This window comes from Bacillus sp. MBGLi79, assembly GCF_002953915.1.
In genome coordinates, this window is record NZ_CP026521.1 from 3,887,564 (window position 1) to 3,901,494 (window position 13,931).

At 44.6% G+C, this 13,931-nt stretch carries 15 protein-coding genes, 1 other RNA gene and 1 pseudogene; 7 read left to right on the plus strand and 10 right to left on the minus strand.

The annotated features are described in order from the left end of the window. Window positions 1-129: 129 nt before the first annotated feature. The 5 genes from ssrA to secG all read right to left on the minus strand — a co-directional run bounded on the left by ssrA (window position 130) and on the right by secG (window position 4,744). Window positions 130-492, minus strand: a transfer-messenger RNA (tmRNA) gene (ssrA, locus tag C1T29_RS19855). A 176-nt stretch (window positions 493-668) separates the two neighbouring features. Further along, entirely contained in the window at window positions 669-1,139 is a 471-nt protein-coding gene (smpB, locus tag C1T29_RS19860) for an SsrA-binding protein (RefSeq protein ID WP_003220025.1), read from the minus strand. Window positions 1,140-1,283: 144 nt separating this feature from the next. Then, the gene (gene rnr / locus C1T29_RS19865; protein WP_014665394.1) at window positions 1,284-3,623 is read right to left on the minus strand and encodes a ribonuclease R; all 2,340 of its coding nucleotides are present in this window, start codon (window positions 3,621-3,623) and stop codon (window positions 1,284-1,286) included. Window positions 3,624-3,641: 18 nt separating this feature from the next. Then, window positions 3,642-4,382: an alpha/beta hydrolase gene (locus tag C1T29_RS19870; protein ID WP_003242610.1), complete on the minus strand. Its 741-nt coding sequence runs from the start codon at window positions 4,380-4,382 to the stop codon at window positions 3,642-3,644. 131 nt (window positions 4,383-4,513) lie between these two features. Next, the gene (secG, locus tag C1T29_RS19875) at window positions 4,514-4,744 is read right to left on the minus strand and encodes a preprotein translocase subunit SecG (protein ID WP_003220028.1); all 231 of its coding nucleotides are present in this window, start codon (window positions 4,742-4,744) and stop codon (window positions 4,514-4,516) included. A gap of 148 nt (window positions 4,745-4,892) precedes the next feature. On the opposite strand from secG, the gene C1T29_RS19880 reads away from it, so the two are divergent. Then, a complete protein-coding gene (locus tag C1T29_RS19880; protein WP_103750211.1) occupies window positions 4,893-5,666 on the plus strand; it encodes an alpha/beta fold hydrolase in 774 nt (257 codons plus the stop codon). Between the two features lie 33 nt (window positions 5,667-5,699). Here the strand turns inward: C1T29_RS19880 and C1T29_RS19885 are convergent, their stop codons facing one another. After that, window positions 5,700-5,933 (minus strand): helix-turn-helix domain-containing protein, encoded by a 234-nt coding sequence (locus C1T29_RS19885; RefSeq protein WP_003220031.1) that lies wholly within the window; start codon window positions 5,931-5,933, stop codon window positions 5,700-5,702. A gap of 152 nt (window positions 5,934-6,085) precedes the next feature. On the opposite strand from C1T29_RS19885, the gene rghR reads away from it, so the two are divergent. The 4 genes from rghR (at window position 6,086) to C1T29_RS19905 (ending at window position 9,194) form a co-directional block, all read left to right on the plus strand. After that, window positions 6,086-6,493: a transcriptional repressor RghR gene (rghR, locus tag C1T29_RS19890; RefSeq protein WP_014665397.1), complete on the plus strand. Its 408-nt coding sequence runs from the start codon at window positions 6,086-6,088 to the stop codon at window positions 6,491-6,493. 29 nt (window positions 6,494-6,522) lie between these two features. Beyond that, window positions 6,523-6,942 (plus strand): helix-turn-helix domain-containing protein, encoded by a 420-nt coding sequence (locus C1T29_RS19895; RefSeq protein ID WP_014665398.1) that lies wholly within the window; start codon window positions 6,523-6,525, stop codon window positions 6,940-6,942. A gap of 91 nt (window positions 6,943-7,033) precedes the next feature. Then, window positions 7,034-7,360 carry a catDE operon transcriptional regulator CatR gene (gene catR, locus C1T29_RS19900; protein ID WP_003242888.1) on the plus strand — a complete coding sequence of 109 codons (327 nt, stop codon included), beginning with the start codon at window positions 7,034-7,036 and terminating at the stop codon, window positions 7,358-7,360. Window positions 7,361-7,493: 133 nt separating this feature from the next. Then, the gene (locus tag C1T29_RS19905) at window positions 7,494-9,194 is read left to right on the plus strand and encodes a methyl-accepting chemotaxis protein (RefSeq protein WP_095431899.1); all 1,701 of its coding nucleotides are present in this window, start codon (window positions 7,494-7,496) and stop codon (window positions 9,192-9,194) included. Between the two features lie 39 nt (window positions 9,195-9,233). Here the strand turns inward: C1T29_RS19905 and opuBD are convergent, their stop codons facing one another. Genes opuBD through opuBA form a run of 4 tightly spaced genes read right to left on the minus strand, consistent with a single transcriptional unit; the run spans window position 9,234 to window position 12,676 of the window. After that, complete coding sequence (gene opuBD / locus C1T29_RS19910; protein ID WP_071580896.1) at window positions 9,234-9,914, minus strand: choline ABC transporter permease OpuBD; 681 nt, start codon at window positions 9,912-9,914, stop codon at window positions 9,234-9,236. Window positions 9,915-9,930: 16 nt separating this feature from the next. After that, window positions 9,931-10,851, minus strand: a complete 921-nt coding sequence (opuBC, locus tag C1T29_RS19915) for a choline ABC transporter substrate-binding lipoprotein OpuBC (protein ID WP_095431900.1) — start codon at window positions 10,849-10,851, stop codon at window positions 9,931-9,933. A gap of 11 nt (window positions 10,852-10,862) precedes the next feature. Beyond that, a complete protein-coding gene (opuBB, locus tag C1T29_RS19920; protein ID WP_095431901.1) occupies window positions 10,863-11,516 on the minus strand; it encodes a choline ABC transporter permease OpuBB in 654 nt (217 codons plus the stop codon). A 14-nt stretch (window positions 11,517-11,530) separates the two neighbouring features. Then, entirely contained in the window at window positions 11,531-12,676 is a 1,146-nt protein-coding gene (opuBA, locus tag C1T29_RS19925) for a choline ABC transporter ATP-binding protein OpuBA (RefSeq protein WP_095431902.1), read from the minus strand. 283 nt (window positions 12,677-12,959) lie between these two features. Between opuBA and C1T29_RS19930 the strand changes: the two genes are divergently transcribed. Together C1T29_RS19930 and sdpA are read left to right on the plus strand one after the other, a co-directional pair. Further along, window positions 12,960-13,493, plus strand: coding sequence for a GbsR/MarR family transcriptional regulator (locus C1T29_RS19930; protein ID WP_003243347.1), 534 nt, complete (start codon window positions 12,960-12,962; stop codon window positions 13,491-13,493). A 221-nt stretch (window positions 13,494-13,714) separates the two neighbouring features. Then, a pseudogene (gene sdpA / locus C1T29_RS19935) lies at window positions 13,715-13,931 on the plus strand (sporulation-delaying system protein SdpA); the annotation flags it as partial.

Sequence of the window (13,931 nt, forward strand, 5' to 3'; positions counted from 1 at the left end):
TTTTATAAGAATAATAGTTTTTTAAGAAGCAATTAAGGTAGAACTAATTGTAAAAAATTTAGTACATTATAATATTTTAAAAAAGCCTTGAAACGTTGATATTCAACAATTCCAAGGCTCTTGAATTAATTATGGAGACGGTGGGAGTCGAACCCACGTCCAGAAACATCGATTACTTAAGCGTCTACGAGCGTAGCCTGCATATTTATGGTTTCACTCATCTTCTTGCCTGCGGGCGGGCCTTCCGAGAGCTAGTCTGTTCATCTCTTCTTACGTTCTCAGACGGGAACGCAAGCGTAGCCTACTTAGATGTGCTCTTCACAGACACATAGGCAATGTCAGGAAGAGCTCGCTGCGCTTATTAGGCAGCTAATGCTACGTTTTGGTTAAAACTGTTAGTTTTGCCAGTTATATTTAAGTGCGTGTTTACGAGATCGCCTCTCGGCTCGCAGCTCAAGCTCGATCCATCCCTGTCGAATCCGTAACGTCCCCTTGGTATAAGGGAAATACGGGAGAAAATATCAAGCTCTCACTCAAACTGGCTATAGTCTTATTATAACATGATCACGGCGCTTTTCAATTGTCAAATCCTTCAAATGAATAGCGTTGTGATCTGAACGTGAACACAGTATAGCACAGGCCTGATTTTCGAATCAAGCACTATGCCTTTAGAAGCCTTTTTGACTGTCTCTGAATGCTCTTTCGATTTCCCGCTTCGCGTCCTTGCGCTTCAGGTCTTCCCGTTTGTCATAGTTCTTCTTCCCTTTTCCAAGGCCGAGAAGCACTTTGGCAAAGCCATTTTTCAAATATAGCTTCAGCGGAACGAGAGAATAACCTTTTTCCTTTGTTAACCCGATCAGCTTGTTAATCTCCTTACGGTGCATTAACAGCTTTCTCGTACGGAGCGGATCGTGGTTATAGCGGTTTCCCTGCTCATATGGGCTGACGTGCATATTGTGGAGAAACACTTCTCCCCGTTCGATTTTGGCGAAGGAATCCTTAAGGTTTACGCGGCCGGCGCGAATCGATTTGATTTCGGTTCCTTGCAGAACGATGCCTGTTTCATAGGTTTCTTCTATAAAATAATCGTGGTTGGCTTTCTTATTTTGAGATAATACTTTTCCTGACCCTTTTGGCATGCCAGAACCTCCTCTCTCTAAGGAAAAACTGTCCACCTTTTGCGATACGCTCTATTTTACCAAATGTCACGTACCGCTACAATGAAAAGCTGTTTCCGAAAGAAAGCAAATAGAGCGCTGCGGCCCTATTTGCTGGTTGAGCTGTTATTTCTTCTTTTTCCGTTTCTGTTTCGGCGCATTTTGGAAGCCGCGTTTTTTCTTTTTCTTCTTCGGCTTAGTGAACCATTCTCCTTTTTCCTCAGACGGCGCTGGAGAAACAGGTGTATTGGTGCTTTGAACGCGTTTTCTGGCAGGTTTTCCGCGTTTTCTGCTCCGGCTGCTGTCCAATTCTCTCGGACGGCGTGGAGAGCCCTTCATGCCGACGATTTCAAAGTCGATATTGCGCTCATCTTTATTGACATCGACAACCTTGACTGTGATTTCATCCCCGATGCGGAAGACGTTTCCTGTCCGTTCGCCGATCATTGCGAAATGCTGTTCGTCAAAACGGTAGTAGTCATCAGTCATAAAGCTGACATGGACGAGACCTTCAATTGTATTCGGCAGCTCGACGAACATTCCGAAGTTTGTCACAGAGCTGATCATGCCGTCAAACTCTTCACCGATTTTATCAAGCATGTATTCCGCTTTTTTCAGATCATCCGTCTCACGCTCGGCATCAACTGCACGGCGCTCCATAGATGATGTATGTTCGGCGATATCCGGCAGGCGTTCAGCCCACTTTTCCTGTGTCGCTTCATCGACTTTGCCGTTGATCAAATACGTACGGATTAGACGGTGAACGATTAAGTCCGGATAACGGCGGATCGGCGATGTGAAATGCGTATAGAATTCCGTTGACAGACCGAAGTGCCCCAAGCTTTGCGGGTCGTATTTCGCCTGTTTCATCGAACGGAGCATAACAGTAGATATAACCGTTTCCTCAGGTCTGTCACGCACAGCGTCCAGAATGCTTTGCAGGGCACGCGGGTGAATATTTCCCGCCGTTCCTTTCACCACATAGCCAAATGTCGTCACAAACTCTAAAAACTTTTGCAGCTTTTCAGCATTCGGCTCTTCGTGAATCCGGTATATAAACGGGACATTCATCCAATGGAAATGCTCCGCTACTGTTTCATTTGCCACAAGCATAAATTCTTCAATGAGCTTCTCGGCGACAGAGCGTTCTCTGATCACAACGTCTTTAACCGCTCCTTCGTCATCGACAAGCACCTTTGCTTCTTTGAAATCAAAGTCAACGGCGCCGCGGTCCATCCGCTTATCGCGAAGAATTTGAGCCAGGCGCTCCATGTCTTTGAACATCGGAACAAGAGGCTCGTATTTTTGTTTCAGCTCTTCATCATCGTCAACAAGAATTTTATTCACATCTGAATATGTCATTCTTTCCGTTGTTTTGATGACACTTTGGAAGATCTCGTGCTCTGTCACCTGTCCCTGACTGTTAATGGTCATTTCACAAGAAAGCGTCAGGCGGTCAACCTTTGGATTTAAGGAGCAGATGCCGTTTGACAATCTGTGCGGAATCATCGGGATGACACGGTCAACCAAATACACACTCGTCCCTCTTTCAAGCGCTTCTTTGTCAATCGGTGAGTTTTCGGTTACATAATGGCTGACATCAGCAATATGAACGCCAAGCTTGTAGCTTCCATCGTCCAGCTTCGTCACGGTAACTGCATCATCCAAATCCTTCGCGTCCGCCCCATCAATGGTGACAATCACCTGGTCACGGAGATCACGGCGGTCTTTCAGATCTTTTTCATCAATTGTGTCAGGCGTACTAGATGCCTGTTCCATCGCGTCAGCTGGAAATTCTCCCGGCAGGCCGTGCTTATGAATGACCGATAAAATATCAATGCCCGGATCATTTTTGTGGCCGAGAATGGTTTCAATCTCGCCCTCAGCGTTCATGCGGCCTTCAGGATAGCTCGTCAGCTTGACAACAACCTTATGCCCTTCCGCAGCTCCATTTTTCCCGTTTTTCGGAATGAAGATGTCACTCGTGATTTTTTTGTCGTCCGGAATGACAAAGCCGAAGTTTCTCGTTTCTGTATACGTGCCGACAACCCGCTGAATCGCTCTTTCTAAAATCCGTATGACGGTTCCTTCCTGTCTGGAGCCGCTTGACTGTGAATTCAGGCGAACCATGACGATATCGCCGTTCATTGCCGTATTCAGCTCATTAGGCGGAATAAACACATCGCTTAACGACGTATCCTCAGGCAGCAAAAAGGCGAATCCTTTCGCATGCGCTGAAATCTTTCCTTTTATTAAATTCATCTTCTCCGGAATGCCGTAGCGGTCACTTCTCGTCCGTACGATAAGCCCTTTTTCTTCCAAGGCGACTAACGCTTTGACGAGCTCTTTAAACTCCTCGGCTTCCGTAATTTTTAACATCTCCTCTAGTTCCTGAACAGTCAAAGGCTTATATGCCTCTTCCTTCATAAACGAGAGAAGCTTTTCCATAAATGCTTCTTTTTCCATTATCCGACCTCCTGTTGATTACCAATCGAGCTTCTCTAAAAATTCATACACATCCTGATGGACGAGGTCACGTTCTTTGTCGAGTGTAATGACATGGCCTGATTCCTCGTACCATTTCAGCTGTTTATCATCAGTCTCCACTTCGTTGTAAATAATATTGGCGCTTTCGGTATTAATCATGTGGTCATGACGGGCCTGCACCACAAATGTCGGTGAATAAATCATATCGACATTGTTCCGCACATCAGCAATTAAGTCTTGCAGCGCCTTGAGGGTATTCATCGGCGTTTTTTCAAATTCTTTCATTTCCTCTTCAATTTGCTCAGGGCTTTTCCCCTCAAACTTTTTGTAATTGCGAGCGTATGAAAGAACACCCTGATACATAACCTCTTCACTCTTAATGTGCATCGGTGCGCACATTGGGACAATTCCCTTTATGGGTACAGTGTAACCCAATTTCAGCGAAAAAACCCCGCCAAGCGACAGTCCGCAGGCAGCAATGCTCTCATAGCCTTCAGATTTTAAGTATTCATAGCCATCCATTACGTTTTTCCACCAGTCTTCAGGCCCCGTATGTACAAGTTCTTCAGGCGGGACGCCATGTCCTTCATATTGAGGCGCGTGGCACGTATAGCCCCGTTCATTCAAATATCTACCCAGCATCCTTACATCCGCTGTATTTCCTGTAAAGCCGTGCAGCAAAAGCACCGCTTTGTCCCCGCCTTTAAATGTAAATGGTTTTGGTGTCACAACTTTCATGCTCATGTCTCCCTTTCTATCTGCACGATCATTATAGTTTTCCACAGTTTAATCAGAAAAAAACGTTTTGAATATCAGCCAGAAACGTGAAAAAGGCCTGACTTCACATCAGACCTTATACAAACATTGCCCTATAGGATATAAGCAAGCGCAATCGTTAACACGAAAAACAAGACTGCCAGCACTACCGTAATGCGGTGCAAAATTAAATCAAGACCTCTTGCTTTTTGTTTCCCGAAGAGCTGCTCCGCTCCGCCTGAAATCGCACCAGATAAACCGGCGCTTTTACTGGATTGAAGCAAAACGACAATAATAAGTGCAATGCTGACGATAACCAATAAGGTAATCAAAACTGCGTGCATCCCTTACACCTCCAGACTCACTGGCTACATTACTTCTATTTTACATGAAAAGGGTTGGCATGTCACGCTGTATCAGACGCCAAAAGGCTGGATAAGACGTTTTGTTTTGGTTACCCTATTCATATGAAAATGTCAAAGGAGAAAAGCGATGCCGCTTATCAGCATAGTCAGCAGGAAACATCTTTTTTATGAAGAATATGGACAGGGAATCCCTATCATTTTTATCCACCCGCCCGGCATGGGACGCAAGGTTTTTTATTATCAACGCCTTCTTTCAGAGCATTTCAGGGTGATTTTTCCCGATTTAAGCGGGCACGGTGACAGTGAACACACGGGTGAACCCGCTTCTATTTCCTATTATGCGAACGAGATCGTACAATTCATGGACGCTTTGTCCATTGATAAAGCTGTGTTATTCGGGTATTCTGCCGGGGGCTTAATCGCACAGCACATCGGCTTCACCCGCCCGGACAAAGTCTCACACCTGATTCTGTCCGGCGCCTACCCCGCTGTTCATAATGTAATTGGCCAGAAGCTGCACAAACTGGGAATGTATCTGCTTGAAAAAAACCCCGGTTTGCTCATGAGAATCCTCGCTGGGAGCCACACAAAAGACAGACAGCTTCGCAGCATATTAGCAGACCATATGAAAAAAGCAGACCAGACCCATTGGCATCAGTATTATCAGGATTCGCTAGGCTACAACTGCATTGAACAGCTGCCCCGGCTAAACATGCCAATGCTTTTTATGTATGGCGGCCTGCGGGACTGGACCTTTACAAACGCGGGCTATTACCGAAGGGCGTGCAGCCATGCCGAATTTTTCAGATTGGAATATCAGGGACATCAATTGCCGACAAAACAATGGAAAACGTGCAATGAACTGGTGACAGGGTTTGTGCTGACACATCATTCAAGATAGAAAACGCTTGGATCTTCTTGCGTTTTTTCTCTTTTATTGACTTTTGTCAATAAAATCATAGTAAAAAAGATCCTCAAATTTCAAATTAAAGTAGTGAAGCATTTTACCAATCACAAGCTGCCCCGGCCTCCTTTCACCATTCAGCACGCGGCTCAGTGTGGCGGGTGAGACTCCGATTTCCAGCGCAAGCTGATTAAGGGAATAATCGTTATTAACCATATACTGCAAGACATAATCACGTCTAATCTGTATCTTTTCTACTGGCACTTTCCTCACCTTCCATTCCTGAAAAAACTTTTTTCTATAGTTTTACATTACGGCTTATGTTAACTTTTGTCAATACATTTCCAGTCTACCTATTCCCTTTAGTCAATAAACATACTAAAATATGAGTAACAGCGAGGGACGGGGTGAGACATATGGAAAGCTTTGGCGAACAATTGCGGGCATTGCGCGAGGAGAGAAAGTTAACGGTCAACCAGCTGGCGACTTATTCAGGCGTAAGCGCGGCCGGCATCTCCAGAATCGAAAACGGAAAACGGGGTGTTCCCAAACCCGCCACCATCAAAAAACTGGCGGAGGCCTTAAAAATTCCTTATGAGGGGCTTATGTACAAGGCTGGTTATATCGAAGAAGTGCATGAAGCCAAGGCCCCTTATGAAACAAAATGCAAGCTGCTCGAAAAAGCGGAGGCCTATGACCTGAAAAACCTTGCGCTTCTTGAGAACGAAAAATGGCAATATCTCAATAAAGAAGATTTGCTCATGCTCGATCATTATTTTTCGTTTATTTCAGACGAAGCCAAAAAACGGTCTGCTGATGACTGACTATTGATAGAAATGAGAGGCGATAGACCATGTCACCGTTCGGACAGCAATTACGGGAGCTGCGCCGCGCCCGCAAACTGACAGTGAATCAGCTTGCGGTGTACTCAGGCATCAGCTCGGCCACCATTTCAAAAATTGAAAACGGCAAACGCGGGACGCCAAAACCCGCCACGATCAAAAAACTGGCGTCCGTCCTGAAGGTGCCGTACGAAGACCTAATGGCCGCCGCAGGCCATATTCAGGCCTTTCCTAAAGAAATCCGCGAAGCATCTGAAAGCTATCAGTCCGTTTATGACATTTACCAGACGGCTGTCACGCGCGGAGCGGAGCACCTCCCGATTTTCAATAGCCGAAAATGGGAACATCTTTCAAAGCAGGATATTGAAAATCTCAGCAAATACTTCGATTTTTTATCTTCGGAAGCAAAAAAACGCGCTTCTTCCTCATAATCCCTTGTTCCTCTTTCTGCATTTCATCAATCACGCTTGCATACCTTCCCTCGTTATTTGCGTTATAATAGTGACAGACGAGGTGAAAAGTATGAACCAATCAGAAATGTGTCCTAGATTTGAAAAAGCAGTCGACATCTTAAGTAAACGCTGGGTCGCTTTAATCGTATTTCAGCTCTTAAACGGGTCGCAGCGATTTAGCGAAATTGAAGCAGCACTTCCAAATCTAAGCGGCAGAGTTCTGTCAGAACGGCTGAAAGAACTTGAGCTTGAAGGAGTAGTAAAGCGGGATGTCATCCCTGAAACTCCGGTTCGCATCGAATATTCATTGACCGATAAAGGAAAGGCGCTAGCCCCCATTTTAGGTGAGATTTCTAAATGGGCGACTGAATGGATTGACCCTTCCTTTCTTGACTAATTGCTAAAACGGTTCTGATCTCAAAGACGAGAAAAAGAACCGTTTTTTATTTTTTTATTTTCCAGGTGAAAAAAAGATATCTCAGCCGATATATAGTACATCCACACATTACGATTTTAAAGGAGACCACTATATGCGACTGACGATTTCCCGCAAATTCAGCCTGGTATTTTTGACACTGATCCTGATCAATTTACTTGTAGGCGGAATAGGCGTTCTTAATATGCAGCATATCATTCAAAAAACAGATGAAATCAACACGAAATGGATTGACGGCATCAAAGGAATCACTTCAATTAATTATGTAACTGAGCACCTGTCTTCTAAAGAAAAGGATTTTCTGATTTATACAGACAAAAGTAAAATGGATACACTTGATCAAGAAATGAATCAAATCATGGAAGACATTAACCAAAAGCTTGATAGCTATAAAAAAACGATCTCCACTGATAAAGAGCAGAAACTGTTCGAGCAGCTTCAAACTGAAGTGAACACCTATATCGATATTCATGCGCAAATAATCGAGAGCGGCCGCACTAATGACATGGACAAAGCAAGAGGTTTATTGGTCCAAACTGAGACCAGTTTTGAGGATATGAAAAAAACAATCACTCAGCTTGTTGACTACAATAAAGAAGGCAGCAACACAGCAGTAAAAGAAACGAAGGCCGTCTATCAAAAAGGGCTCATTTATACTGCTCTGCTTGTGGCAGCTTCGATCATCGTCAGCATTTTCATCTGGCTTTATATCGCGCGAAACATTGTAAAGCCTATCATTCGCATGAAGGAGTCTGCCAATCATATTGCCGAGGGAGATTTGTCGAACGACATGGAGCCGCTCAACTCAAAAGACGAGCTGGGCGACCTGAATGAAGCCCTGCAAAAAATGGTAGGGAATCTGAGAGATATTGTCGGATATTCTAAAGACATCTCAAGCCGGGTTCTTTCTTCTTCACAGGTGCTTGCTACCGCAACGAACGAAACAAGATCCGGCAGCAAACATATTACTGAAACGATGAACGAAATGGCTGAGGGCTCTGAACAGCAAGCCCAAGACGCTGTGACGATTGCCGAATCGATGAATGAGTTTACCGAAAGCATTGATAAAGCCTATAATCACGGCATTACAATCAGCGATACGTCTCAAAACGTTCTCGAACTCGCGGTAAGCGGAAACGAAAATATGGATACGTCATTACAGCAAATGAAAACCATCCACCATATCGTTCAAGAAGCCGTGCATAAAGTGAGATCACTTGAACAGCATTCTCAGGATATCAACAAGCTCGTTCAGGTCATCAACGGGATTGCCGAGCAAACGAATTTGCTGTCCCTTAACGCCGCGATTGAAGCTGCCCGCGCAGGAGAAAGCGGCAAAGGCTTCGCCGTTGTGGCCGATGAAGTCAGAAAGCTGGCTGACGGCGTTTCTGATTCCGTGCAGGACATTACCCGGATTGTAAATGGGACACAGCAGGAAATCCACTCCGTTATTAAGTACTTGGAAAGCAGCTTTACAGAAGTCGAAAAAGGAACGGAAAACCTGACAGACACCGGACAGGCTATGCAGCATATCAAACAATCTGTCACTCATGTTGCAGACAGCATTAAGGAAGTTACGGATGGCCTGAAGCAGTTAACAAACCAATCGATTACCATCAATCAATCGATTGAAAATATCGCTTCTGTATCCGAAGAGTCGGCCGCCGGCATTGAAGAAACATTTTCAATTACCGAGCAATCCGCCCATTCGATGGATCAAGTGCTTCAAAATGCTGAGGAGTTGGAACGGCTGGCGAAGGAGCTTAATGCAAAGATGGATCAGTTTACAATTTAAATAGAAAAAAGAGGCTGGACTCCAGCCTCTTTTTTTATTCTATGCAGCTGATTGAACATGTTTGGCTCTTGTTCTTTTTTTCTTCACCGGACTTAATGCCCGCTCCAGCCAGGCCATGAGCAAATCGGCTGCCACCGCCATCACCGCAGTCGGTATCGCCCCGGCTAGAATAATCGCAGTTCCGTTTGTCGCGTTTGATCCGCGGACGATCATGTCCCCAAGGCCTCCGGCGCCGACAAATGTGCCGATTGCTGTAATCCCAATGGCAATGACGAGAGCCGTGCGAAGGCCCGCCATGATGACAGAAAGCGCGAGCGGGAGCTCAACCATTCTGAGCACTTGGAATTTCGTCATGCCCATTGCTTTTCCCGATTCTAGGTAGGCATGCTCAATGCTGACAATCCCTGTGTACGTGTTTCGAATAATCGGCAGCAGGGAATACAGAAATAATGATACAATCACGGTATTTGCGCCGAGCCCCATAACAAGCATCAAGACGGCCAGCATGGCGAGCGCGGGGATTGTTTGAATAACGTTTGTTACGGCGAACACCCAGGCTGACAAACGGCGAAAATGCGCGATGAGGATTCCGGCCGGGACCCCGACGGCAGCGGCAAACAAAACGCCGTAAGCCGACATAAGAAAGTGGCGGCCGAATTCATCCATGACATAACTGCCATTCTGCGCGTAATACGTCATTAACTGTTCAAGCACGTTCATTGACCTCACCCCCCTTTCACGATTCAAAGTAGTGATGCTTTTCTAAATATTCCTTGGCAACGACAGACGGTTCCTTTAGATTGCCGTCGACTTCAAAGTTAAGCGCCTGCATCGTGGCTGTGTCGATTTTTCCGATCATTTTCTTGATGATGCCTTCAAGCTCAGGATGTTCTTTGAGCACCTTTTCCGGAACAACCGGAGAGCAGTCGTACGGCGGGAAAAATTGTTTATCGTCCTTCAGCATTTTGAGACCATAGGACTTGATTCTTCCATCGGTTGAATACGCAAGCACAATGTCCATTTTTCCGCTTTTCACCGCATCGTACACAAGGCCGATCTGCATTGGATACGTGCCGCCGAATGTCATGCCGTAGGTTTTCGTAAAATCCTGATAGCCGTTTCCTTTGAGCTTCATCCAATAGTTATCGACGCCAAGTTTTAATTGCGGCGCCCGTTTTTTTACGTCTGATACAGTTTCTAAATGATATTGATCTGCCAGCTTTTTGCTGACCGTAAAGACGTACGTATTATCAAACCCGTAGGAGTCATACCATTTTAAATCGTATCTTTTTTTAAACTCCCGCTGAGTAAGCGCCAGCGCTTTGTCCGGGTCTTTTTCCGGTTGCATTCTCAACGTTCCTGTCAGCGCGTCTCCCGTATATCTTGTGGCTGCAATGTCGATTTCCCCGTTCATTAAAGCCTGCTGCTGCACCGCGTTGGAACCAAGATTTTTAATTGTTGTTGTTTTGAGATCAGTATGGTGTTCGATCAACTGGCCAAGCATGCTGGCGATGATTTCTGATTCGCTCATGCTTTGCGCGCCGATTTTAATGGTCTGGTCTGGAGCGGCACTGAGACCAGGAAGCGAACAGCCGCTCAACGTCAATGTTGCCGCAAGTGCTAAACCGATCATTAATGTAAGATATTTTCTTTTCATAAGCCGCCTCCTTATGACACTTCCTTCAACCTCTGCATGCCGGCAGGTGTCAGTTTTCGTTCAGCCACTGCCAGCACATAATCAATCACAACCGCCAATATTGTGACGGGAACCGCGCCCCCGATGATATATTCCGGCTGATATAAATTTAGTCCGATAAAAATGTAATCACCCAATCCGCCGCCTCCGATAAAAGAAGCAAGCGTGGCCCAGCCGATTAAGTAAATCGTCGATGTTCTGATTCCCGCCATGATCACTGGCGCGGCAAGCGGCAGCTCCACCAAGCGGACTTGTTCAGCCGGTGTCATTCCGATGCCTTTGCCAGACTCGAGAAGATTTTTGTTGACGCCGCGAATGCCGGTATACGTGTTGCGAAGTATCGGCAATACAGAATAGAAAAACAAAGCCACAATGGCTGGAACCTTCCCTACACCAAGGAGCGGGATAAAAAAGGCAAGGATAGCCAGACTCGGCAGCGTCTGAATGATATTCACAATGCCGATAATGATGCCGGCTCCTTTTTTCATTCTGGTCAGCACAATGCCGAGGGGGACGGCAACCAGCACGCCTAAGATAACAGCAATGAGCGATATCGTAATATGCTCGTATGTTTTATAAAAAAGCTCGCCTCCGTTGGTTTGCAAAAATTGAACAATATGATGCATGACTTATCCCCTCCCTATGACAATACCGCGAGCTGCTTTTCTTCTCCCCAGAGGGAGTCATACACGATATCGACCAAACTTGCTCTCGTCACAATTCCGATTAAGCGCCGGTCTTCATCCACAACAGGGACATATTTGACACCCCGTTTTAAAATTTTGCGGACCGTGTCGCGCAGCAATGTGCCTCCCAATACTGTGTATAGATCTTCATGTAAAACCTCTCCTACGAGATTGGCCTTTTTCCGGCATTGATCAATGATTTCAACATCGACATAACCTTGCAGAACGTGGTCGTCATCGACGACAAGCAATGAATCAACCCGTTCCTGCCTCATCAGCTGAATGGCCTCAGAAAGCGTTTTATCCGCGGTGATCATTACAGGCTGAGTATTCATAATCTGGTCAACCCGTTCAACATCCGGGCTGGATGACTGAATCAGCCGCTCCTTGCCGATAAATTCCTCAACAAATTCGTCTGCCGGATTTCTCAAAATGTCATCGGGCGTTCCAATTTGAACGATTTCTCCCGCTTTTAAAATCACAATCCGGTCTGCCAGCTTAATCGCTTCATCCATATCGTGGGTAACAAATACGATGGTTTTATGTAAGGTTTTTTGCAGTTTTTTAAATTCTTCCTGAAGGGAATCCCTCGTAATCGGGTCGAGTGCCCCGAACGGTTCATCCATTAAGATAAGCGGCGGCTCCGCGGCAAGTGCCCGTAATACACCAATTCGCTGCTGCTGCCCCCCGCTTAATTCATGAGGGTAACGGTCTAAATATTCTGGCCCCATATCGACCAATTTTAAAAGCTCACGCGCCCGCTCTTTCCGCTGCTGCTCCGGCCATTTCAGCAGTTTTGGGACGAGTGAGATATTCTGCTGAATGGTCATATGGGGAAACAGGCCGATTTGCTGAATCACATAGCCAATTTTGCGCCTGAGCTCTACAGGATCCTGTTCCATAATGTTTTCGCCGTCAATGAAAATCTTCCCGGCGGAAGGCTCAATTAATCGGTTAATCATTTTCATCGTTGTCGTTTTTCCGCAGCCGCTCGGCCCGATAAAACAGATAAATTCGCCTTTTGCAATCTTAAGATTCACGTTGTTCACGGCTTTTTTGCCGCCCTTATATGTTTTCGAGACATTTTCTAATGTCAGCAAACATCGCACCTCCAAAATTAAATTTATTCAATTTGTTCAGTTTAAATTTAATTTTTCAGACAATTGAATGCTTCCCATTATAGATTAAAGTTTATAAAATAAAAAGTTTACAATTTGTTCATATTATTTATAAAGTATGTGTAAACGCTGATTTACCCGCATTGACATGTGTTGATCTCCTTATTGCTCCAATTTCCTGCCAAATTCTCTTTTGACAGCATTTTCGCCGTATCAAAAATGTGGTATATTGACATCGGAATTGTTAGCTGAAAGGATGAAACCGTTGGAGAAAGATCCGTTAACGATCATTGAACAAGCCGAGGACCATTTTATAGAAAGAATTGCGGAAAACATGCATGCATTTGGAATGCCCTCTACCGTCGGACGTGTGCTGGGCATTATTTATATGAATCGAAAACCGATGACGCTTACCGAATTATCTGAGGCCACCGGCATGAGCAAAACACGCATGAGCCAGGTAGTGCGGGAAATGCTTGATGCCAATATTGCCGAGAAGGTGTTCGAAAAGGGCGTCCGAAAAGATTTATATGAGGTTGAACAGGATTACTATCAAACGTTTATCACGCTGTTTTCAGCCACTTGGAGCAAAGTCGTCAGCAAAAACAAAATGATGCATAAAAAACTCAATCGGGAGCTGCTTAGCGTGTTGGATGAAGAGCTTACTCCTGAAGCGGAAGAAAAAGTGAATGAACTGCTGAAGGAATTAAAGGAATGGCTCGATTATTATAATTGGCTCAGCCGTTTGATTGAGTTTTTTGAGAGCGAAGACATTTTTAAATATGTGCCGAAGCCGTAAAAAGTTCCCAAATTCAATTCTGGGAACTTTTTCAAGTCCAACCCAAATGGTTGAATATCAAACTTCAAGAAAACAAACAAAATAATGCATAATTTACATTAATTTATTCATTATCCATTTTTTTTTGATTATTCTGACTAGCTATTATATAATCTTTTTGAAATTATTATATTAGCTTAGAGGAGGTAATCTATATCAAAAAAAAAGGAATTATAACTGTAATGACTATATGTTTCCTATTATTTTCTTCTTATTACTTTAGTAATATTTCACCTCAGAATCCACTGTTCAAAAAAAATTTTTTGCAACAATTGTCTCCCCAAGGCTTTGGCTTTTATAGTAAAAGCCCTACAGAAGAAAACATTTCATTTCACACAAAAGAAAATTTAAAGTTACCTAATGCACTTCCCAATAATTTTTTTGGGATAAAAAGAGAAG

What these genes read in the sequence shown, in the direction of transcription:
- opuBB (WP_095431901.1), bottom strand. Translation starts at nt 11,516, where the DNA reads ATGCATCATATTGTTCAATTTTTGCAAACCAACGGAGGCGAGCTTTTT.
- C1T29_RS19895 (WP_014665398.1), top strand. Translation starts at nt 6,523, where the DNA reads ATGTCACCGTTCGGACAGCAATTACGGGAGCTGCGCCGCGCCCGCAAA.
- C1T29_RS19905 (WP_095431899.1), top strand. Translation starts at nt 7,494, where the DNA reads ATGCGACTGACGATTTCCCGCAAATTCAGCCTGGTATTTTTGACACTG.
- C1T29_RS19870 (WP_003242610.1), bottom strand. Translation starts at nt 4,382, where the DNA reads ATGAAAGTTGTGACACCAAAACCATTTACATTTAAAGGCGGGGACAAA.
- smpB (WP_003220025.1), bottom strand. Translation starts at nt 1,139, where the DNA reads ATGCCAAAAGGGTCAGGAAAAGTATTATCTCAAAATAAGAAAGCCAAC.
- opuBC (WP_095431900.1), bottom strand. Translation starts at nt 10,851, where the DNA reads ATGAAAAGAAAATATCTTACATTAATGATCGGTTTAGCACTTGCGGCA.
- secG (WP_003220028.1), bottom strand. Translation starts at nt 4,744, where the DNA reads ATGCACGCAGTTTTGATTACCTTATTGGTTATCGTCAGCATTGCACTT.
- rghR (WP_014665397.1), top strand. Translation starts at nt 6,086, where the DNA reads ATGGAAAGCTTTGGCGAACAATTGCGGGCATTGCGCGAGGAGAGAAAG.
- rnr (WP_014665394.1), bottom strand. Translation starts at nt 3,623, where the DNA reads ATGGAAAAAGAAGCATTTATGGAAAAGCTTCTCTCGTTTATGAAGGAA.
- opuBD (WP_071580896.1), bottom strand. Translation starts at nt 9,914, where the DNA reads ATGAACGTGCTTGAACAGTTAATGACGTATTACGCGCAGAATGGCAGT.
- catR (WP_003242888.1), top strand. Translation starts at nt 7,034, where the DNA reads ATGAACCAATCAGAAATGTGTCCTAGATTTGAAAAAGCAGTCGACATC.
- C1T29_RS19880 (WP_103750211.1), top strand. Translation starts at nt 4,893, where the DNA reads ATGCCGCTTATCAGCATAGTCAGCAGGAAACATCTTTTTTATGAAGAA.